Origin of the sequence: Thermoanaerobaculum aquaticum (assembly GCF_000687145.1) — a bacterium.
In the GTDB taxonomy this organism is placed as follows: domain Bacteria; phylum Acidobacteriota; class Thermoanaerobaculia; order Thermoanaerobaculales; family Thermoanaerobaculaceae; genus Thermoanaerobaculum; species Thermoanaerobaculum aquaticum.
This window is the reverse complement of sequence record NZ_JMFG01000035.1, coordinates 39,736-59,383: the sequence shown is the minus strand read 5'-3', so window position 1 is coordinate 59,383 and position 19,648 is coordinate 39,736. Positions and strand designations below refer to the sequence as shown.

Genomic DNA, 19,648 nt, shown 5'->3' with positions numbered 1-19,648 from the left:
GTGGCACCGCAATCTCGTAAAGCGCAAGGGAAAGTTTGTGCCAATTTAGATTGGAACGGGGTCCTGAAGGCCCTTTCCCGGCTTCTGGCCGGGGGCTCGGTGGACGAGACCCTGGGGCTTTTAGGGGAGGCCACAGGGGTTGACCGGGTTTACGTCTTTTCCGTCCACCCCCATCCCGAAAGCGGGGTCCCGGCCTGTAGCCAGCTCTGGGAGTGGTGCCGCTCCGGGGTGGAACCGCAAATTGACAACCCCGCGCTGCAAAATCTCGAAATTGAGAAAGCTGGATTCGGCCGCTGGGTGGTGGAGCTTTCAGCGGGAAGGCCCATTGTGGGTTTGGTTGCGGAGTTTCCGCAGGAGGAAAGGCCGCTTCTGCAAGCGCAGGGGATCCAATCCATTCTGGTGGCCCCGATTTTCCGCGCCGACCAGCTTTGGGGCTTTGTGGGCTTTGATTCGGTGAGGGAAGCTCGGCTCTGGCAGGCCCAGGAGCAGGAAGTCCTGCAAACGGTGGCGGCAGCCTTGGGAGATCAACTGGCCCAACGGGAGACCCGGATGGAACTGGAGCAAGCGGAGGAGCGCTGGCGGAACTTCTTGGAGCGCGTGCCGGATGCCATCATCGTGCACAACGGCACCCAGGTGCTTTACGCCAACCCGGCAGCCCACACGCTTTTTGGCATCAACACGCCCCAGGGGCTTTTGGGCAAGGCGGGGAGGGAGCTGGTGCACGGCAGCGCGTGGGCCCTGGTGGAGCAGCGGGTGAACGCCATGCTGGAAAAGGAGGAGCCCGCTCCCACCATCGAGCTGGCCTATACCCGCGCCGATGGCTCGGTTTTTCTGGCGGAAACCCGTTCGGTGCCCATGTGGTTGGGCAAGCGCAAGGTCATCATCTCGGTACTGCGGGATTTAGGGGAGCGGCGCCGGTGGCTGGAGCAAATTCAGCACCTGGCCTACCACGACGGGCTCACCGACCTGCCCAACCGCCGCCTCTTGCGGGAGCGGGCCGAGCAGCTTTTGGCGCTGGCTCGACGGCATAAGTTTCCGGTGGCCCTGGGCTACCTGGACCTGGACCGCTTCAAGGAAGTCAACGACACCTTAGGTCACGATGCCGGGGATGAGCTTTTGCAGGCGGTGGCCGTGAGGCTGGCCCGTGTGGCCCGGGAGACCGATACCGTAGCCCGCTTGGGTGGCGATGAGTTCGCCATCCTGTGGCCGCAAACCGGCCATGAAGGCGCCCGCATTGCTGCCAGTAGGGTTTTGGAGTGCTTCCAGCAACCTTTTTCCGTACGCCAAGAGGTGATTTCGGTGGAGGCTTCTCTGGGCATTGCTGTTTTCCCCGGGGATGGCGACAGCCTGGACGAGCTCATGCGGGCGGCGGACGTGGCCATGTACCGGGCCAAGGCGGCGCGTTCGGGTTTTGCCTTTTACTCCCCGGAAATGGACCGCTACTCCCGCGCCCGTCTGGCCTTTTTGGAGCAGCTCAAGCGGGCCCTGCATTCGGAAGGGATCGTCTTTTACTTTCAGCCCATCCTGACGACGGATACCGGCGAGCTGGTGCTGGCGGAAACGCTGGCCAGTCTGGTGGTGGCCGACCAGGTGCTGCCCGCGGGGCACTTTGTGCCCCTGCTCCAGGAGCTGGGGCGTTTGCCGGAGCTGGATGCCTTGGCCCTCAGGGTGGCGGCAGGGGCCGCCCGTCGCCTTGGGATTCCGGTGAGCGTCAACGTGGCGGCGCCAACCCTGCAGATGGATGCCTTTGTGGAAAAGCTGAAGGACCTGCTGAGCGCCCACGACCTTCCCCCGAAGTTCCTGTGGCTGGAAATTACCGAGTCGGCGCTGGTGCCGGAAGTGGAGGAGGCTGCGGCCAAGCTCCGTCAAGCCCGTGCTCTCGGCGTGCACGTGGCGCTGGACGACTTCGGCACCGGCTATTCCTCTCTGGCGCTTTTGCGCGATGTCCCCGCGGACCTGGTGAAGCTCGATGCTTCCTTTGTGGGTGTGGCCACCGGGGACCAGCGAGGGGAAGCGCTGCTACAGGGGATCGTGGACCTGGCCCACCGGCTGGGGGTGAAGGTGGTGGCGGAAGGTGTGGAAAGCCCCCGGGAGTTTGATCTGGTGCGTCGCATTGGCTGCGACTTTGTGCAGGGGTTCAAGTTCTGTCCGGCGCTTCCCGAAGAAGACGAGCGCTGGCAGCAGCTACGAGGCCGGCTCCAGTAAGCGCTCCTCCCTCTTGCCGTAGCGTGTGACCACGTAATTTTCCACCAACGACAAGAACGCTTCGGCGAGCTCCTCGGGTGTCCCCTTGAGGGTGGCCACCTGCACCCCGTCCACGTACACCGGGCAGGCCGGCGCTTCCCCCGTGCCCGGCAGAGAAATGCCAATGTTGGCGGCTTTGGACTCCCCAGGCCCGTTCACCACGCACCCCATGACCGCCACCTTGAGCTCCTCCACCCCGGGGAACTCCTTTCGCCACTGGGGGAGCCGCTCCTTGAGGTAGCTGTCCACCCGCTGGGCCAGCTCCTGGAAGGTGGTGGAGGTGGTGCGGCCGCAACCCGGGCAAGCGGTAACCGACGGGGCAAAGGAGCGGATGCCCAAAGCTTGCAGCATCTCGCAGGCTATCCACACCTCTTCCCGGCGATCGCCCCCCGGGGAGGGCGTGAGGGAAACGCGAATGGTGTCACCAATGCCTTCCGCCAGCAGCACCGCCATGGCGGCGGTGGACCAAACGATGCCGCGGCGGCCCATGCCGGCCTCGGTAAGGCCCAGGTGCAACGGCTGACGGGTAAGTTCCGCAAGCCTCCTGTACACCTTGATGAGCTCAGGGGGGCGCGAGATCTTGCAGGAAATCACGATGCGGTCCTCGCCAAGCCCGGAGCTTACGGCAAGCTCCAAAGACTTCAGGGCGGAAACCACCATGCACTGGGAAATCACCTCCTCGGAGGAAAGCCCCAAGTTTTTCGCGGTGTTTTCCTGCATCTTGGCCATCACCAGCTCGGGATCCAACGAGCCGGCGTTGACGCCAATGCGGATGGCCTTCCCCAGGTCCCGGGCCAGCCGGCAAAAGGTCAGGAAGTTTTCGTCCTTCTTTTCCCCGCGCCCCACGTTTCCGGGGTTGATGCGGTACTTGTCCAAAACTTCCGCGCACTGGGGATAACGGGTCAAGAGCAGGTGGCCGTTGAAATGAAAGTCGCCCACCAGCGGCACCGTACAGCCGGCATCGTGCAAGCGTGCCCGGATTTCCGGCACGGCTTTAGCGGCCTGATCGTTATTGACGGTAATCCGCACCAACTCGGCGCCAGCTTGCCAAAGCTCGAGGATTTGCTGGGCCGTGGCTGCAGCATCGGTGGTGTCGGTGTTGGTCATGGCTTGCACCACGATGGGTGCCCCACCGCCAATGGTGAGCGAACCGACCTTCACACCAACCGTGGGTTTTCTCGCAAAAGCCGTCACCTTACCCTCCCAAGGCCAAAACGCACCAAGCGGGCGGCCTATGCCCGTTCCCAAGGGTACTCCACAGAAGCGGGGCGGTATACTCGTGGGCCATGAGGGTTTCCTGGGACCGCTACTTCATGAACTTGGCGAGGGAAGCGGCCACCCGCTCCACCTGCCCGCGAAAGGCGGTAGGAGCGGTGCTAGTACGGGATAAAGCGGTGCTGGCCACCGGCTACAACGGTTCCATCAGGGGGCTTGCCCATTGCACCGAGGTGGGGTGTATGATCGAAAACGGCCACTGCGTGCGCACCGTGCACGCCGAGGCCAACGCCCTCATCCAGGCGGCCCGTCACGGGGTGCGCATTGAGGGGGCGGACTGCTACGTGACCGCCTCTCCCTGCTGGGACTGCTTCAAGCTTCTGGCCAACGCTGGGGTTCGCCGCATCGTCTTTGCCGAGTTTTACCGGGATGAGAAGATTTGGGAGTTTGCCCGGCAAGCGGGCATTGAGCTCGTGGAGCTGGGTTGGGAGGACGCAAGGTGAAGGTTCGACGCTTAGGGGTTTTGACCGGTGGCGGGGACGCCCCGGGGCTTAACGCGGTGATCCGCGCGGTGGTCAAGAGCTGCTTGTTTTCCCACCGGGTGACGCCGGTGGGCATTTACGATGGCTTTTCCGGTTTGGTGGAAGGGAAGGCCAAAGAGCTGGAGCTGGACGACATTTGGGGCATCCTGCCCCGGGGCGGCACGATCCTGGGCACCACCAACCGCCACAACCCCTTCCGCTACCCCTTCCGGCGACCGGACGGGGTGGAGGAAATCGTGGACGCCTCCCAGGCGGTGGTACGCAACTTTGAAAAGCTGGGTTTGGATGCCTTGGTGGTCATTGGCGGTGACGGCTCGCTGGCCATTGCCGAGCGCATGCACCGGGAGCTGGGGCTGCCGGTGGTGGGGGTGCCCAAGACCATTGACAACGACATCTCCGCCACCGAGGTGACCTTTGGCTTTGCCACCGCCATGGAGGCCGCCGCCGACGCTTTGGACCGCCTCCACACCACCGCCGAGGCCCACCATCGGGTCATGCTCCTGGAGGTGATGGGCCGGGATGCCGGTTGGATTGCCCTTCACGCTGGCCTTGCCGGCGGCGCCGATGTGATCCTCATCCCGGAGATCCCCTTCCGCTTTGAACCGGTGATTGCCAAATTCCGGGCCCGGGAACGCCGGGGACGACCGTTTTCCCTGGTGGTGGTGGCGGAAGGCGCAGCGCCCCAGGGCGGCTCACAGGTGTTTCAGGCGGAGGACAAGGTCACCGGTTGGAAGCGATTGGGCGGGATTTCCTACCTGGTGGCGCAGGAAATTGCCGAGCGCTCGGGGTACGAAGTGCGGGTCACGGTGCTGGGCCACATCCAGCGGGGCGGCTCGCCTGTGCCCGTGGACCGCATCTTGGCCACCCGCTTTGGCGTGGAGGCCACCCGCCTGGCCGTGGAGGGGCAGTTTGGCACCATGGTGGCGTTGCAGTGTGGGGAAATCGTTTCGGTGCCGCTTTCGGAAGCGGTGGGCCACCTCAAGCGGGTACCCGTAAACTCGCAGCTGGTTAAGGCCGCCCGCGCCATTGGCATCGTCTTCGGCGACGAGGACCCCGAAATGGTGGAAGCCTCGGAAGGGTGAGGCCATGAGCCAGGTGCTCACCGTGCCCCGCCCGGAAAGCCTCGTGGTGGCGCTGGACGAGGTGCCGCTACCGCTTACCGCCGAAGCTCTTTTTGGCCGGCGGTGTCCTTTCGAGCTGGAACTGGGCGTGGGCAAAGGGCGCTTTGCCATTGCCTGGGCTCAGGCCCACCCAGAAATTGGCCTTCTTGGTGTGGAACGGGCCCGCAAGTACCTGGAGCTTGCGGCCCTGCGGGCAGCCCGGGCGGGGGTAAGCAACTTGCGGTTGGTGCACACCACCGCCGAGGATTTGCTGTTCCGTTGCTTGCGGGAGGGCTCGCTGGCAGCCGTGCACGTTTACTTCCCCGATCCCTGGCCCAAGAAACGCCACCACAAGCGCCGTTTCTTTCGCCCGGAAAACGTTTCGCGCCTGGCCGAGGTCATGGAGGAGGGGGCGCTTTTACGGGTGAAAACCGACCACCCGGAGTACGCGCAGGTGATCCGGGAGGTGGTGGGCGCCGATAGGCGCTTTGTTCCGGTGTCCGCTCCCGAGGCGTTTGCCGAGGTCCCGCCCACCCATTTCGAAATCAAGTACCAGGGGCAGGGGCGACCGGTGCACCTCATGGCCTGGCGGCGGGTATCGCAGTTTTAAGCCTGCAAGAGCCTCACCGGGGGAGGCGGATGATCTTGATCGGCGCCTTCCGCCGGGGGTAGTTGGGAAACTTCTTGCCGGAAAGACGCCAGGCGGTGGCCGCGAGCTCCCACATCATGGCCACCCTCTCCTCCGGCGTGGTTGTTGCGCTCAAATCCTCCCCGGGTTCTTCACCCAGCGCGTACCGCCGGATGGGCCAGCGTTTCCTTGCCAGCTTCCGCCTTTGTTCGCTACGCACGCTTGAATTTTACCGCATTTTGCCTGGTTTTTTGCGGCTTCGCCTGCTTTTGCCAGGCAACTCCATTAGCTCATGCCCAGTACCTTCACCAGGAACGCCAGCACGTCGGTGGTTTCCTCGATTTGCTTGGTGGTGGGCTTGCCCGCTCCGTGGCCGGCGCGGGTTTCGATGCGGATGAGTGCCGGTTTGTCGCAGCCCCGGGCTTCCTGCAAACTGGCGGCAAACTTGAAGGAGTGGGAAGGCACCACCCGGTCGTCGTGGTCGGCGGTGGTGACCAGGGTGGCGGGGTAGCACACCCCGTCCTTGAGGTTGTGCAAGGGGGAATAGCGGTAGAGCACGGGGAACATGTCGGGATCGTCGGCGCTGCCGTACTCGGAAACCCACGCCCAGCCAATGGTGAACTTGTGGAAGCGCAGCATGTCCATGACCCCTACCGCCGGTACCGCCGCGGCAAAGAGGTCAGGCCTTTGCGTCATGGCTGCCCCCACCAGCAAACCGCCGTTGGAGCCGCCGTTGATGGCGAGCCGGGCGGGAGAGGTGTAGCCGTTGGCAATGAGCCACTGCGCACAGGCAATGAAGTCATCGAAAACGTTTTGCTTGTTTTTGAGCATCCCCGCCTGGTGCCACGCTTCGCCGTACTCGCTGCCCCCCCGCAGGTTGGCCACCGCATACACACCACCCAGCTCCAGCCAAGCAACGGTGCGCGGGGAAAAGCTGGGCGTTACCGCAATGTTGAAGCCGCCGTAGCCGTACAAAAGCGTGGGGTTCTGGCCGTTCCGGCGGAGCTCTTTCCTGTGTACCAAAAACATCGGCACCTTCGTGCCGTCTTTGGAGGTTACAAACACCTGCTGAGCGGTAAAGCGGGAAGCGTCAAAAGCCAGCTTGGGTTCAAACAGCTTTTCCGGCTCCAGGGTGGCCAGGTCCAGCCGGTACACGGTGCCGGGGGTGAGGAAGGAGGTGAAGGAAAAGAAGGTTTCCTTTTGGAAGCGGTCGCCACCAAACCCGCTGGCCGTTCCCAGCCCTGGCAAGGCCAGCACCTTCACCAGCTCTCCCTGGAGGGTGAAGACCTTGACCTGGGTGACCACGTCCTTGAGGTAGCGGGCAAAGAGGAAATCACCCACCCTTGTGACGTTTTGCAGGCTTTCGCTGGCTTCCGGAATGACCGTTTGCCAATGTTCAGGGGCGGGGTTGCCCAGCTTTACGGCCACCACCCGCCCGCGGGGGGCATCCTTGTCGGTGAGGAAGAAGAAGGTATCCCCTTGGTTGTCCACAAACTCGTAAGAAGCGTCGAAGGCGTCCAGAAGCGGGGTCACCTCACTGCCGGGCTTTTTCAGGTCCTGGTAGTAAATGCGGTTGCGGCGGTCGGTCCCCACCCGCACGGAAATGACCAGATAGGCGCCGTCGTCGGTGACTTCCGGGGCGAAGCTCCAATCCGGGTGGTCCGGTCGAGCGTAAACCAGGGTATCCGCTTCCTGGGGCGTGCCCAGCTTGTGGAAGAACAGCTTTTGGTTGTAGTTGGCAGCCACTTTTTCTTTGCCCGGCTCGGGCTCGTCGTAGCGGCCGTAGTAAAACCCTGAAGCATCGGGAAGCCAGGCGGCGGAGGTGAACTTGGCCCAGCGGATGGTGTCCGGCAAATCCTCGCCGGTATCCACCCGACGCACCTTCCAGGTTTGCCAGTCGGAGCCGGCTTCCGAAAGGGAATACGCCAGGAAGCGGCCATCGAAGGAGGGGGAAACCCCGGAAAGCGCCACCGTTCCGTCGGCGGAAAGCCTGTTAGGGTCAATGAGAACCCGCCGCTCGCCGCGCAGGTTGGTGGTGACGTAAAGAACGCTTTGCGGCTGCAGCCCGGAGTTGTGGAAAAAGAAGTAGTGGCTGCCGCGGGCAAAGGGAACCGAGTACTTCTCGTAATCCCACAGCTCTTGAAGCCGACGGTAAATCCTCTGCCGTGCGGGGATTTGCTCCAGAAAAGCAAAAGTCACGCGGTTTTGCGCTTCCACCCAGGCTTTGGTCTCGGCCGAGTCCAAATCCTCCAGCCAGCGGTAGGGATCCGCCACCTTGACCCCGTGGTAGTCCTCCACCACCGCCACTTTTTTGGTCTGGGGGTAGGAAAACGCTGCCTTCTTTGGGGCAACCGCCGCGCTGCGGCACGAAAGAGCAACAACCAAAAGCAAAACAAGTCCGAGGCAATCCCGTCGCTTCATGGCTCCCTCCGCGAGTATGCTACGCGCCGGTGGGCTTTTGGGTTTTCGCAAGGCCCCCGGGTGGTCTTTACGCCTTGACAGCGGTGCTTGCGGTTCTTAGTCTCGCGCCGATGGGAGGTTGCTATGGAGGTTACTAAGTTTGGTGTGGTGGGTGCGGGGCAAATGGGGAACGGCATCGCCCATGTGGCGGCATTGGCCGGCCTGGAGGTGGTGCTTTCCGACGTGGCGGAAGGGGTCCTGCAAAAGGCCATGGCCACCATTGCCAAAAACATGGACCGCCAGGTGGCCAAAGGCACCGTTTCGGCGGCCCAAAAGGACGAAGCTCTGGCTCGTATCACCACCACCACGAGCCTGGAGGCTTTTGCCGGCTGTCAACTGGTGGTGGAAGCAGTGGTGGAGGACTTTGCGGTCAAGGCCGAGGTGTTCCGCAAGCTGGATGGCTTGCTTCCGGAATCGGCCATTCTCGCGTCCAATACCTCCTCCATTTCTATAACCAAACTGGCTGGGGTCACGGGCCGACCGGACCGCTTCATTGGCATGCACTTCTTCAACCCGGTACCGGTGATGCAGCTGGTGGAAATCGTGCGGGGGATTGCCACATCGGCGGAGACCTTCCAAACCGTGGAAGCGCTGGCCAAGAGGATGGGAAAGACGCCGGTGGAGGTGAACGATTTCCCGGGCTTTGTTTCCAACCGCGTGCTCATGCCCATGATTAACGAGGCCATTTACGCGGTTTACGAAGGCGTGGCAACCCCGGAAGCGGTGGACGCGGTGATGAAGCTGGGGATGAACCACCCCATGGGCCCGTTGCAGCTTGCCGATTTCATTGGGCTGGATACCTGTCTTGCCATCCTCAAGGTGCTGTACGAGGGGTTTGGCGATCCCAAGTACCGGCCCTGTCCGCTGCTGGTGAAGATGGTGGACGCGGGGTGGTTGGGGCGTAAGAGTGGGCGAGGGTTCTACCAGTACAACCAGTAACAACGGGCCAGGCGCGAAAGTCCTGTGCCAGTGGTGCGGGGCGATCAACCCCGAAGGGAGCGAGGTGTGCGCCCGTTGCGGCTCGCCGCTTCTGGTGGTTTCCGGCCTGGCGGAAGTGGGCGAGGAAATCACCCCGGAAGAGGAGCTGGAAAAGGCGGAGCAGCTTGCCGGTGCGTTTTCTGAGGACGTCCTGGAGCGCCTCACCCTGCAGGAAAAGCAAATTGCCAAGCTGCAAGAAGCGTTGCAGGAGCTGCGGGAGCGGGTTGGGGAGCTGGAAGGCTCGGTGGCCATTGTGGACGCCGGGCTTCGTGCCCTGTCCCAGCTTTTGGACCGGCGCAAGGTGGTGCGAGAGGCCGAGCTTTTTGCCGCCTGGGAGCGGGAGGCGGCGGAAGAGGCGGCCCGTCACGAGGTGGTGGAGGACCTCAACTCCCGGCGGGAGCTGCTTCTGGCCCGGGCGCGCACCCTGGGGAGCCGGGCCGCCCGCGCCTTTGAGCGCGCTCTGGACACCGCCGAGCTGCTTCTGGCCTCGGGCAAGGTGCGACAGGCCATCGGCAAGCTCTTCGCGGTGCTGAAGCGCTACCCCCGGCACCCGGAAATGGCCAAGCTGGTGGGTGAGCTGGCCATGGAGCAAGGGGAGCTGGCCATGGCCCGGGAGGCGTTTCAAATCCTGGTGGCCCTGGACCCCAGCGATGCCGACGGCTTGGTTTCCCTGGCCACGCTTTTGGCCGACGAGGGGCAAATGCGGGAAGCGGAGCGGCTCCTGCGGAAAGCCACCCGGGTGGCCAAGGAAAGCTTCCTCCCCAGCTTTGCCCTGGGGGCCTTGAAGATCGCCCAGGACGACCTTCTGGCGGCCCGCAAGCATTTGCTGCGGGCCGTAAACCGCGAGGAAGCTCCTGTGCCGCTTTTTCTCTTAGGCTTGGTGGAGCTGCGGCTGGGACGGCCAGCAAAGGCCATCAAGCTTTTGGAAAGGGCGGTGGAGCTGGCCCCTGATTTGGAGGAAGCCATTTACACCCTGGGCCTGGCGTACCTGGAGCGGGGTTACACCCGCAAAGCTCTGTCGTGTTTCCGCCAGGTGCTGGAGCTTGACCCCCAGCGGCTGCGGTACCAGGAGGCGGTCCGCCTGCTGGTGGGGGGAAAGCCCCCGCTCAAGCTTCCCCCCGAGGTTTCCCGCGCTTTGGATCAGGCGGCATCGGCGTCCGAGCGGGGGGAGCTCACAGCTGCCTGGGAGGCCCTGTCCCAGGCCTGCTCGGCCCACCCTCACCCCAGCCTGCAGGCGGCTGCGGCACTGGTGGCCTCAGCGCTGGGCAAGGGCCGGGAAGCGGTGCGGTGGGCCCGCCAGGTTTTGAAACAAGACATTGGCGGGCCACCGCGCATTGCCGCCTGGACGGCGCTTTTGGAAACCCTCCGGGGCAAGGGGAGGTATGGGGTTTTGCAAAAGCTGGCGCGCAACCTCCTTTCCGCCGGCGAAAGCAGCTTGGAAAGGGGGCTGGCCGCCTACGAGCTGGCCCTGGCCCTGGTGGAGCAGGGCCGGGACATGCAACAGGCGGAGGAGCTGGCCCACCAGGCTTTGGTCTTGTTCCCTTCGGAGCTGCAACCCTACGCCCAAGCTGCGGTGGGAAGGGTTTACCTGGCCCAGGAGCGCTACCAGGATGCGCTAGACTACCTGCAACCGGCAGCCTCGGCTGCTCCTTCCCCGCAAATCCTCACGCAGTTGGGGTTGGCTTTGCTGGGGGTGGGGGAAAAGCAGCACGCGCGCCAGGTGCTGCAAAGGGCGCGGGTGGAGGGGGGCGCGGATTTGAAGACCGACGTCCTGGACCACCTGGTGCGGGTGGCGTGGCTGTCCACGCGGAGGAGCTAAAGCATGCGTTTTTCTCAAGCGTTCATTTACACACTGCGGGAAAACCCCCAAGACGCCGAAGTCATCTCCCACAAGCTCATGGCCCGGGCGGGGATGATTGACAAGCTGGCGGCGGGCATTTACACGTACCTCCCGTTGGGCTGGCGGAGCATCGAAAAGCTCTGCACCATCGTGCGGGAGGAAATGGCGCGGGCCGGCTCGGTGGAGCTGGCCATGCCGTGCGTACAGCCGGCGGAGCTGTGGCAGGAGTCGGGGCGGTGGTTTGCCTACGGTAAGGAGCTCCTGCGGTTTAAGGACCGGCACGAGCGGGACTTCTGCTTTGGGCCCACCCACGAGGAGGTCATCACCGATGTGGTTCGGCGGCGGGTGAACTCCTACCGTCAGCTGCCGGTGAACCTCTTCCAAATCCAGACCAAGTTCCGGGACGAAATCCGTCCGCGCTTCGGCCTCATGCGGGGCCGCGAGTTTCTCATGAAGGACGCCTACTCCTTCCACTCGTCTTACGAGAGCTTGGACGAAGCGTACCGCGCCATGGAGCAAGCCTACCGCCGCATCTTTGAACGCTGCGGGCTTTCCTTCACCGCCGTGGAAGCGGATACCGGAAACATCGGCGGCAGCGAATCCCACGAGTTCATGGTGTTGGCCGAAACCGGCGAGGATGCGGTGGTGGCCTGCGCCTGCGGGTACGGGGCCAACGTGGAAAAGGCCGAAGCGGGGCGCCTCCCGGAGGCTCCCCCCTGGCCGGGGCAGGTGCCGGAAAAACCGCAAGCGGTGCATACCCCGGGGCTCACCTCTGTGCCGGAAGTGGCGGCTTTTCTCGGCCTTCTGCCTGCGCACTTCGTCAAGACCATGGTGGTGGAAACCGATCGGGAGTTTGCCGTGGCCTTGGTGCGCGGGGATGATGAGCTCAACGAGGTGAAGCTCAAGAACGCTTTAGGTGCCACCCATTTGCAGCTGGCCTCCGCAGAAAAGGTGCAGCGGGTGACCCACGCCACCGTGGGCTTTGCCGGTCCGGTGGGCCTTTCCGGTGTGCGGGTGGTGGCCGATCCCGAGGTCATGAGGCTTACCGTGGCCGCCACCGGCGCCAACCGGGACGATTTCCACCTGGTGGGTGTGGTACCGGGGCGGGACTTCAACCCCGATTTGGTGGCTGACATTCGCCTGGTGCGGGCGCAAGACCCCTGTCCGCGCTGCCACAAGCCCCTGGAGGTCAAGCGGGGCATCGAGGTGGGGCACATCTTCAAGCTGGGCACCAAGTACTCCAAACCCATGGGGTGCACCTACCTGGACGAAAAGGGTGAGGAGCAACCCATGATCATGGGGTGTTACGGTCTGGGGATTGGCCGCACGGTGGCCGCAGCGGTGGAGCAAAACCACGACGAGGACGGCATCATTTGGCCGCTGCCGCTAGCCCCTTACGCCGTGGAGGTGCTCAACGTGAACCCCGACCTGCCGCAGGTGGGCGAGGTGGCGGAAAGGCTATACGGTGAGCTTTTGGCCGCAGGGGTGGAGGTGCTTTACGACGACCGCGACGAGCGCGGCGGTGTGAAGTTCAAGGACGCGGACCTCATTGGCTTTCCGGTGCGGGTTGTGGTGGGCAAAAAGGGCGTTGAGCAAGGGCGGGTGGAGATCTCTCTGCGGCGGGACAAAAGCCGCCGGGCCGTGGGCATTGCCGAGGCCTGTGGCACAGTGCGGGAGATCTTGGCCCGCGGCGAGGTGCGGTAGTGGTTCTGGCGCTGGTGCTGCTGCAAACCGCCGTGGCCACCGCAACCCCGCAGGTGGGGGTGATCTTGGCGGTGGACGACCCGGGAGCCCGATTGGTCCTGCGCGAGAGCCTGGAAAGGCAGCTGGGTCCCGAAACCCGCTGGAGCTGCCGGGAAACGCCGGTTTGTCTGGAGGTGGTGGCGGTGCCCATCGCCACCGGGAAAACCACCACCGGATGGGCGGTGGCAGCTCGCTTTTCCCGCAGGCTCAAGCTTTCCCCCCAGTGGCCGGGAGGGGCAGAAAAAGAAGAAGCCAAACCCCAGGCTCCTGCTGTGGACATCATCGAAGACACCACCGCCTCCGGGGAGCTGGCCTGTGCCCCCTGCGAGGAGGCCAAAGCCGAGTGCCAACGGCAGCTGGGGGAGCTGAAGGCCTTTGGCCGGGAGCGCTTCGAGGACCTGGGGGGGCTTTTTTTGCGGGTAGGGCCAGCGCAGGATCAGTTCCTGCGGCAAACCGCTCTTGACCTGGCGGGCCAGCTGGCCAAGGAGCTGGCGGAGGGAGGTACCCCATGAGCCGAAAGGGAACGCTGGCGTGTGCTTTTATTGCTTTGCTGGTTCTCGGGGGCTGTGGCGGAAAGAAGGAGAAGAGCGGCAAGACGGTCAAGCTGCCGTGCTCGGTAACGTGGACTAAAACAGACATCGTCGTCAAACCCGGGCAAAAGTTGAGTCTTACGGTGCGGGGTGAGCTGCGCGGGGGACAGTGGCTCTTTGGTCCCGAGGGAACCGCCGAGCACCCCGAGTGGGCCCGCTACAGCCTGGTGCCGGAGTGGCCGCACCTGGCGGTCATCGGCAAGGTGGGTGAGGACGGCGATCCGTTCCTGGTGGGGAAGGAGTTTTCCGGCACCACCGTGCGCGGGGGCGAGCTTTACCTGGGGATCAACGACCTGGACGCCGAAAACAACGACGGGAGCTTCGAAGTTACGGTCGTTCTGCAGTAGAGGCCGTTTCACCAAACAGCCAAGCGTAAGCGCACCCCAGCAGGGGTGCCAGGGGATCTTCCAGCAAATACACGGGAACCCGGGCGAGAAGCTCCTGATGGGCGCCTTTTTCCTGGAAAGCCTGGGAAAACTGCGGCGACCCAAGCCATGGAGCCAGGCCGGAAGCCACCGACCCGGCCAGGAAAACCCCGGAAAGCGGCAGGCTTACCAGCGCCAGGTCGCCCAGAGCGGAGCCCAAGTACCGCACGCCCAAGCGCACCGCTCGGTCACAAGTGGGATCGCGGTCGGCGCGGTGGACCACCCAGGCGGCCGGGTCCGGCGCTTGAACAAAGCCAGGGTCCGGGCTTTCCCCGGCGAGGTAGCGGTAAAGCCGGCTCAACCCCGGCCCGGAAACCAGGTGCTCGTAGCTGACGTTGCCCACCTGGGCGCGAAGCCAGACGGCAAGTTCCCAGTCCTCGGGGGTCTTAGGGGAAAAATCGCAGTGACCCGCCTCGGTGGGAAGGACAACCGGGCCCTCTGGCCCTTCCGCCACCACGGCAGCGCCGAGCCCGGTGCCCACCGCCGCCACCAGCTTGGGAGTGCCGGCCATGGGGCTTCCCGGCCGCAGCACGCGGTGGGAGGGCAGGGGTGGCCGCGCCAGGGCCCAGGCCAGGGCGGCCACGTCGTTGATGAGGAGCACCTTCTCCAGGCCCAAGGAGGCCGCAAGCTCACCGGGTTCGAGCTCCCAGGGGAGGTTGGTGGTTCGGCAGGACCCTCCCAGCACCGGTCCGGGAACCCCAAAGCAAGCCCCCTGGGGTCGAGGACCAGATTGGGTAGCCAGGTAGTGGGCCACCAACTCGCGAAGGTGGGGGAACGCGGGGCTTTCCAGGCGGGCAACGCTTTCCCGGTGGAGCTCAACGCCCTGGGGACCCACGGAAGCCAGGGCCAGCACGGTTTTGGTGCCGCCCACGTCGCCAACCAGCAGGGTGGAGGGGGGCGAAGGCATGGGGTGACCTCGGGTTTTGGTGGCTTTCCCGGGAAGCTACCAGTCCACTTCCACCTTGATGGGAGAGCCGGAATAGCGCGCCACCAACACGTGGCGGTTGCGCTTGCCGTAAAGGTAAAGGTCGCGCGTAAGCCGCACGTCCTCCTGGCAGTACTTGGCAATCTCGTCCAGCCGTCCCTCCCGGTACCAGCGGAGCGCCTGCAACCCGTCTCCGATCTTGCCCTCACCTAAGGTCGCCTGCACCACCGATTCCAGCTTGGGGCGGAAGGAAAGCTTCTGCTGCAGCTCCACCATGATGTCCAGGGTGTGCGGCGTTCCCTTGGGGAACTCCCCGTACCCCCGGAGCACCTCATAGTCGAAACTTAAGAGGTTGTAGCCAACCACCAGCTCGGCGTTGGCCAGGGTGTCAATGAGGCGGTGCACCTCGTTTTCGTAAAAAACGTGAAAACGGTCGTCGGCAAAGGAGTACACCACACCCACCGACATCCCCAGCTGCCGGGTATTTCTCCCGGCCACTTCTTCGAAGCTCTTCTGGGTTTCCAAATCGAAAACCAAAACCGGTCGGCCCACCGGCGCTTCCCGGAGGGAGGGGTCTTCAAAAAGCCCCAGCTGTCCATCCCAGGTTTCCTGATTGCCCGACAAGTGTGCCTCCACTGGTGAGCTAGTGTACCATCGGCAAGCGTGAAGGTCGTGTTGTTGCCCCCGCGAACCGTTGCCCCCAGTGGCGAGGGAGCGCGGCAAAACCTGTCCTGTTGGCTGGAGGTGACGCTTGTGCTTCGGCTCTCCCTGCCGGAGTGGGGCATGGAGGAGCTGGCCTTTGCCCACTGGGCGGCGCCCTGGGAGGGGAAAACCGCAGGGCTCGCCTGGCGACGCTTTGAGCCCGGGCGGTGGGCGGCCCTTTCGGGAATGCCCGAGGGCGTGGATGAGGTCTCTCTGAGTGTTGCTGAGGCCGAGAGCGTGGTGCGGGAAGTCATGGAGCTTTTGCCCGGGGAGATGTACCACCAGCCGGCTTTGGGTTTGGTTTCGGCTTTTGACGAGAGCTTTTCGGCTTTCCGTCACCGCTGCCTGAAAGCTGTAGCCCGCACCGTGCAGGAGGGCCTCCTGCGTCGGGATCCGGCGGCGGCGCAAGTGGTGGCGCAGGTGATAGACGGCATCGAGCGCAAAACCCTGGCCCCCGAAGAGCGCCAGCTGCTGGAAGCCCGGGTCGGCTTTGCCTTTTACCCGGAGGGCAGGGAACCTTCGCTGCCCTCGGAAAACCTCATGATTGAAGGAGGGAAGGGTTGGCGAGGGTAGGGGAGGATCGGCGCAAGGTTCGGGCGGCCCGCCTGGCTGCCGGAGCCGCTGGCCTCCTGGCGGTGGCCAAGGCGGTTGTGGGCTGGCAAACCCATTCGCTGGCGGTGCTGGCCGCCGCTGTGGACTCGCTCATGGACCTCTTTTGCTCGGGGCTCAACGCCGTGTACCTGCGGATGGCCTCGGAACCACCGGACGAAAAACACGCCTTTGGTCATGGCAAAGCGGAAGCGCTTTCCGCGGTCATTCAAGCCACGGTGGTGGCCATGGGTGGGCTTTGGCTCATAGGTAAGTCGGTGGAGCGCCTTTTGTTCCCCAAGCCCCTGGAGAAAACCGCAGTGGCGCTGGCCATGATGGCGGTATCGCTGGTGGTTTCCCTGGCCCTCACGGCCTTTCTGCGGCGGGAGGCGGAAGCCACCCACTCTGTGGCGCTCCGCGCCGATGCTTTCCACTACGCCACCGACCTGGCCTCCAACGGTGTGGCCGCACTGGGGATCCTGGCCTTTGAGGTCTTTGATTGGCATGCCGCCGACCCTCTGGCTACCGTGGTGATTGCCCTGCTCATCCTCCGCGGTGTTTGGGGCATTTACCGCGATGCCGCTGACGAGCTTTTGGATCGAGGGCTTCCCCGCCAGGTGGAGGAGGAAGTCAAAGCCATGATCAGCAACCTGGCGCCGGAGGTCCGCGGGTACCGGGCCTTCCGCTCCCGCCGGGCCGGGCGGGTGCCGTTTTTTGAGTTTCGCCTTTTGGTGGACCGCAGTACGTCCTTCGAGCGCTCCCACGAAATTGCCGAAGAGGCCATCAAGCGCATCCGCGACAAACACGGCCCCGACACCCAGGTCATGGTGGACACCGACCCGGTTTAGCCAAGCTTGCCTGCCGGGCTCGGGAAATGGTCTTGGCTGCGCCTCCGCAGGGCGCGTAACAAAGCGGTCCTGCGATCCCGCTTAAAAGCTGTAAAGGCCGGGGTCTCTCTCGGGCGTTGGGGATTCTCCGCCCTCTTCCTCCGCCCCCAGCTCTTCTTCCAGCTGGTCACCGAGCTCCTCTTCCAGCTTTTCCGGGTCCTCTCCCGCTTCCATCCGGCGGATCATTTCCTCCAGGGTGGGGGGCATGGGCTCTCCCGAGGCCTCCGCCAGCCGGCGCATGAGACGGCCCATGGTCCTGGGGTCCTCCATGTCCTTTTCGTCCAGGTTTTCCGCCAGGCTCTCCAGTTCCCGCTCCAAACCCGGGGGAATATCGGGCGTGGGCTCAGACGCTTTTTCTTCGCTCTCCTGGCTCTTCCGGGCTGTTCCCGCCACGGCAAAAGACGAAGGCACGCGGGTCAATTCCTGGCTTCCGCATTTGGGGCAGGTGGGCTGGCGCTTGGGGGTGAGCGAAAAAGAGAGAAAGCTGTAAATGCGATTGCAATGGGCGCAAAGGTACTCGAAGATCGGCACGGGGCACCTCCTCGGCTTTCGCCTTTCGCCGTAATTCTAGCTGCGTCAGCTGACACGGGAGGTGTGAGCGCACCTGAGGGTTTTTAGCCAAAATCACGTGAAATGCTTCACATAGCAAAAAACTGAAGGCACTAACAAGCGTTTTCCGAAAAAGATTTTGAGTTGGTGCCACCGCTGCCCTTCTTCTGGTAGTATTTCCGTGGCCGGGTAAAAGAGTTGTCAGGGAGGGCAAAACCATGCGTGACGGTGTGGCACGGTACGTGGCAATGGCCCACGAGGAGCAAGCAGCGCGGCGGCGGGCCTGGCAGGAAGCCAAGAAATGGCGTTTCGACACCGTGGCGGTGCACGGGCTTTACACGGTGGAAGAGGCCATCCAGCGCAACCAGGGGGCAATTATCGAGCCCATTTACCTCGCCACTTCCCAGGCCTACCGCGACAGCGACGAGCTGGAAGCGGCCCTGGCGTACCTGATCCCCACCTGGTGCTACGCGCGCATTGCCAACCCTTCGGTTTACTACCTGGAATGGACGCTGGCGCTTCTGGAAGGGTACGGCTGCGATTTTGAAACGGCCTGCTGTGCCACCTCTTCCGGCATGTCGGCGATCATGTCCGCCATTGAACCGTTTTTGGTGCGTTTGCCGGGAAAGGAAAGTGAGCCCATCAACTTCGTGGCCTCCGCTCACGTGTACGGGGGCACGTTCCAGCAGTTTTCGGTGCGCCAAAGGGAAAAGGGCATCGAGGTGCGGTGGGTGCAGCACCCGGAGCGGGTGGAGGAATGGGCCGAGCTCATTGATGAGCACACGCGCTTCTTGTACGGGGAGCTCCCCTCAAACCCCACCCTGGCGTTTTTCGACATTGCTGCGGTGGCTGAGCTGGCGCACAAACATCAAATCCCTCTCATCGTGGACTCCACAGTGGCCACGCCAGCGTTGCTGCGCCCTCTGCAACACGGGGCCGATATCGTGGTGCACTCGGTGACCAAGAGCATGACCGCCTCGGGGTTCGGCATTGCCGGCGCGGTCATTGCCCGAAAGCCCATCGTCACCAACATCCCCAACGAGCAGTTGCGCGAGGACTTCGCCAGCTACATCAAGTTTTTGCCCAACCGCGACAACGGCCCCAACCTTTCGCCCATGCAGGCGGCACTCACCCTGAACGACCTCCGCACGCTGCGCAGCCGCATGGATATGCTGTCCGAAAACGCGCTTTTGGTGGCGGAGTTCCTGGAGAGCCATCCGAAAGTGGAAAAGGTCAGCTACCCCGGGCTTAAGTCCTACCCGCTGCACCACCTGGCCCGGCGCTACATGTGGCTGGTGGACAGCGAGCACGATCAGCGCTACCGGGAAAAGGTCAACCGCTACGGTCACCTGCTTTCCTTCTGCGTGAAAGGGGGCCATGAGGCGGCACGGCGGGTTCTGGACGGTTTGCAGCGCATCTTCCGGGCCACGGACCTGGGGCGAATTAAGTCGGTGGCCACCATCCCTGCCATCTCCACCCACCAGCAGCAGGGGGAGGAAGGCCGCAAGCTGGCCTCCATCCCCGACAACCTCATCCGCCTTTCGGTGGGGGCCGAGCACCCGGACGACATCATTGCCGATTTGGACCAGGCGTTAGCGCGGGTTTAAGCAAGCAACGCCTTGACCGCAAGCAAAAGGCCCGCGCTGCCCGCGGGCCTTTGGTCTTTTGGCAGAAAAAACGAAAACTATCCCGCTTCCAGATCGAACTCCATAAAGTCGAACCAGTGGCCGTGACCGGCAATGGCGTCAATTTCCGCCTGCACGATGGCCAGATGCCCGCGCTCGATATCCAGAAACCGCGAAAACAGCGGCTGGTACTGCGGTGGAAGCTTGGCGACCAGGTCCTGGTAAAAACCGGAGGTGGTTCTTTCCAGCTCCAGAGCCGTTTTCAATAGCTCAAGCTCGCCCTGGGTGGCCACGTGCCCTTTTTGCGCGCTGGCAAGCTTCATCTTCGCCTGTTCGAGGATGTCCAGCGAGGGGATATCGGTGGAAAGCTCGGGGCTGGCAATGTGGCCGGTTTTCTTCCATTCCTCCAGGCGGGAAAGCAAATACTCCAGGTGCCGCTGCTCCTCCGCCGCCATCACCCGGAAGATCTTCTTGCCTTCGGGGCTCATAATTTCCTTTTCCCCATTGGCGTAGTGGTCTCGCACCCTGGTTTCGTAGTCAATCGCGACGGCCAAAGCCTGTTCCAGCTCCATGAAACGACCCCTCCCGATTGGAGTTTACGAAGCTA

19 protein-coding genes are annotated in these 19,648 nt (G+C 63.6%); 12 read left to right on the top strand and 7 right to left on the bottom strand.

Features of this window, described 5'->3' with window-relative positions:
* Window positions 1-2,205, top strand: a complete 2,205-nt coding sequence (locus tag EG19_RS10875; protein WP_038050320.1) for a putative bifunctional diguanylate cyclase/phosphodiesterase — start codon at window positions 1-3, stop codon at window positions 2,203-2,205.
* On the opposite strand, the gene ispG is transcribed toward EG19_RS10875, so the two are convergent.
* Entirely contained in the window at window positions 2,185-3,438 is a 1,254-nt protein-coding gene (gene ispG / locus EG19_RS10870; protein ID WP_038050318.1) for a flavodoxin-dependent (E)-4-hydroxy-3-methylbut-2-enyl-diphosphate synthase, read from the bottom strand. The genes EG19_RS10875 and ispG overlap by 21 nt on opposite strands.
* Window positions 3,439-3,530: 92 nt before the next feature.
* Here ispG and EG19_RS10865 point away from each other — a divergent pair, with 92 nt between their 5' ends.
* From EG19_RS10865 to trmB, 3 genes are read left to right on the top strand one after another with little or no spacing between them, the layout of a single operon-like run.
* A complete protein-coding gene (locus tag EG19_RS10865; protein ID WP_081800127.1) occupies window positions 3,531-3,962 on the top strand; it encodes a deoxycytidylate deaminase in 432 nt (143 codons plus the stop codon).
* Window positions 3,959-5,083, top strand: a complete 1,125-nt coding sequence (locus tag EG19_RS10860) for a 6-phosphofructokinase (RefSeq protein ID WP_200867153.1) — start codon at window positions 3,959-3,961, stop codon at window positions 5,081-5,083. Before EG19_RS10865 ends, EG19_RS10860 begins: the two co-directional genes overlap by 4 nt.
* 4 nt (window positions 5,084-5,087) lie before the next feature.
* Window positions 5,088-5,711 carry a tRNA (guanine(46)-N(7))-methyltransferase TrmB gene (gene trmB, locus EG19_RS10855; RefSeq protein ID WP_053335237.1) on the top strand — a complete coding sequence of 208 codons (624 nt, stop codon included), beginning with the start codon at window positions 5,088-5,090 and terminating at the stop codon, window positions 5,709-5,711.
* Window positions 5,712-5,724: 13 nt separating this feature from the next.
* Here the strand turns inward: trmB and EG19_RS10850 are convergent, their stop codons facing one another.
* Both EG19_RS10850 and EG19_RS10845 read right to left on the bottom strand, forming a co-directional pair.
* Complete coding sequence (locus tag EG19_RS10850) at window positions 5,725-5,949, bottom strand: hypothetical protein (protein WP_038050314.1); 225 nt, start codon at window positions 5,947-5,949, stop codon at window positions 5,725-5,727.
* A gap of 65 nt (window positions 5,950-6,014) precedes the next feature.
* Window positions 6,015-8,150, bottom strand: coding sequence for a prolyl oligopeptidase family serine peptidase (locus tag EG19_RS10845; protein WP_081800126.1), 2,136 nt, complete (start codon window positions 8,148-8,150; stop codon window positions 6,015-6,017).
* A gap of 123 nt (window positions 8,151-8,273) precedes the next feature.
* On the opposite strand from EG19_RS10845, the gene EG19_RS10840 reads away from it, so the two are divergent.
* From EG19_RS10840 to EG19_RS10820, 5 genes are all read left to right on the top strand, one after another.
* On the top strand, window positions 8,274-9,128 hold the full coding sequence (locus EG19_RS10840; protein WP_038050313.1) for a 3-hydroxybutyryl-CoA dehydrogenase: 855 nt from the start codon (window positions 8,274-8,276) through the stop codon (window positions 9,126-9,128).
* A 64-nt stretch (window positions 9,129-9,192) separates the two neighbouring features.
* Entirely contained in the window at window positions 9,193-10,986 is a 1,794-nt protein-coding gene (locus tag EG19_RS10835) for a tetratricopeptide repeat protein (protein WP_038050312.1), read from the top strand.
* 3 nt (window positions 10,987-10,989) lie between these two features.
* Window positions 10,990-12,711: a proline--tRNA ligase gene (locus EG19_RS10830; RefSeq protein ID WP_038050311.1), complete on the top strand. Its 1,722-nt coding sequence runs from the start codon at window positions 10,990-10,992 to the stop codon at window positions 12,709-12,711.
* A complete protein-coding gene (locus EG19_RS10825; protein WP_038050309.1) occupies window positions 12,711-13,262 on the top strand; it encodes a hypothetical protein in 552 nt (183 codons plus the stop codon). The genes EG19_RS10830 and EG19_RS10825 overlap by 1 nt, the downstream gene beginning before the upstream one ends.
* On the top strand, window positions 13,259-13,687 hold the full coding sequence (locus tag EG19_RS10820; RefSeq protein WP_038050308.1) for a hypothetical protein: 429 nt from the start codon (window positions 13,259-13,261) through the stop codon (window positions 13,685-13,687). Before EG19_RS10825 ends, EG19_RS10820 begins: the two co-directional genes overlap by 4 nt.
* On the opposite strand, the gene EG19_RS10815 is transcribed toward EG19_RS10820, so the two are convergent.
* Window positions 13,668-14,672 carry a glucokinase gene (locus EG19_RS10815; RefSeq protein ID WP_053335236.1) on the bottom strand — a complete coding sequence of 335 codons (1,005 nt, stop codon included), beginning with the start codon at window positions 14,670-14,672 and terminating at the stop codon, window positions 13,668-13,670. The two genes, EG19_RS10820 and EG19_RS10815, sit on opposite strands and share 20 nt — an antisense overlap.
* 36 nt (window positions 14,673-14,708) lie before the next feature.
* Complete coding sequence (locus tag EG19_RS10810) at window positions 14,709-15,326, bottom strand: ribonuclease H-like domain-containing protein (RefSeq protein ID WP_152544046.1); 618 nt, start codon at window positions 15,324-15,326, stop codon at window positions 14,709-14,711.
* A 27-nt stretch (window positions 15,327-15,353) separates the two neighbouring features.
* On the opposite strand from EG19_RS10810, the gene EG19_RS10805 reads away from it, so the two are divergent.
* Together EG19_RS10805 and EG19_RS10800 are read left to right on the top strand one after the other, a co-directional pair.
* The gene (locus EG19_RS10805; protein WP_152544045.1) at window positions 15,354-15,965 is read left to right on the top strand and encodes a hypothetical protein; all 612 of its coding nucleotides are present in this window, start codon (window positions 15,354-15,356) and stop codon (window positions 15,963-15,965) included.
* Complete coding sequence (locus tag EG19_RS10800; protein ID WP_038050305.1) at window positions 15,953-16,828, top strand: cation diffusion facilitator family transporter; 876 nt, start codon at window positions 15,953-15,955, stop codon at window positions 16,826-16,828. The genes EG19_RS10805 and EG19_RS10800 overlap by 13 nt, the downstream gene beginning before the upstream one ends.
* A gap of 81 nt (window positions 16,829-16,909) precedes the next feature.
* Here EG19_RS10800 and EG19_RS10795 read toward each other — a convergent pair whose 3' ends face one another.
* Window positions 16,910-17,398: an FmdB family zinc ribbon protein gene (locus EG19_RS10795; RefSeq protein ID WP_053335234.1), complete on the bottom strand. Its 489-nt coding sequence runs from the start codon at window positions 17,396-17,398 to the stop codon at window positions 16,910-16,912.
* Between the two features lie 236 nt (window positions 17,399-17,634).
* Between EG19_RS10795 and EG19_RS10790 the strand changes: the two genes are divergently transcribed.
* Window positions 17,635-19,023 (top strand): PLP-dependent transferase, encoded by a 1,389-nt coding sequence (locus EG19_RS10790; protein ID WP_200867152.1) that lies wholly within the window; start codon window positions 17,635-17,637, stop codon window positions 19,021-19,023.
* Window positions 19,024-19,100: 77 nt separating this feature from the next.
* Here the strand turns inward: EG19_RS10790 and EG19_RS10785 are convergent, their stop codons facing one another.
* Window positions 19,101-19,613, bottom strand: coding sequence for a hypothetical protein (locus EG19_RS10785; RefSeq protein WP_038050304.1), 513 nt, complete (start codon window positions 19,611-19,613; stop codon window positions 19,101-19,103).
* Between the last annotated feature and the right edge of the window lie 35 nt (window positions 19,614-19,648).

Bases quoted from the DNA above. Each gene is read 5' to 3' on its own strand.
- EG19_RS10845 (WP_081800126.1), bottom strand. From the start codon at position 8,150: ATGAAGCGACGGGATTGCCTCGGACTTGTTTTGCTTTTGGTTGTTGCT.
- EG19_RS10865 (WP_081800127.1), top strand. From the start codon at position 3,531: ATGAGGGTTTCCTGGGACCGCTACTTCATGAACTTGGCGAGGGAAGCG.
- EG19_RS10830 (WP_038050311.1), top strand. From the start codon at position 10,990: ATGCGTTTTTCTCAAGCGTTCATTTACACACTGCGGGAAAACCCCCAA.
- EG19_RS10840 (WP_038050313.1), top strand. From the start codon at position 8,274: ATGGAGGTTACTAAGTTTGGTGTGGTGGGTGCGGGGCAAATGGGGAAC.
- trmB (WP_053335237.1), top strand. From the start codon at position 5,088: ATGAGCCAGGTGCTCACCGTGCCCCGCCCGGAAAGCCTCGTGGTGGCG.
- EG19_RS10785 (WP_038050304.1), bottom strand. From the start codon at position 19,613: ATGGAGCTGGAACAGGCTTTGGCCGTCGCGATTGACTACGAAACCAGG.
- EG19_RS10820 (WP_038050308.1), top strand. From the start codon at position 13,259: ATGAGCCGAAAGGGAACGCTGGCGTGTGCTTTTATTGCTTTGCTGGTT.
- EG19_RS10815 (WP_053335236.1), bottom strand. From the start codon at position 14,672: ATGCCTTCGCCCCCCTCCACCCTGCTGGTTGGCGACGTGGGCGGCACC.
- EG19_RS10790 (WP_200867152.1), top strand. From the start codon at position 17,635: ATGCGTGACGGTGTGGCACGGTACGTGGCAATGGCCCACGAGGAGCAA.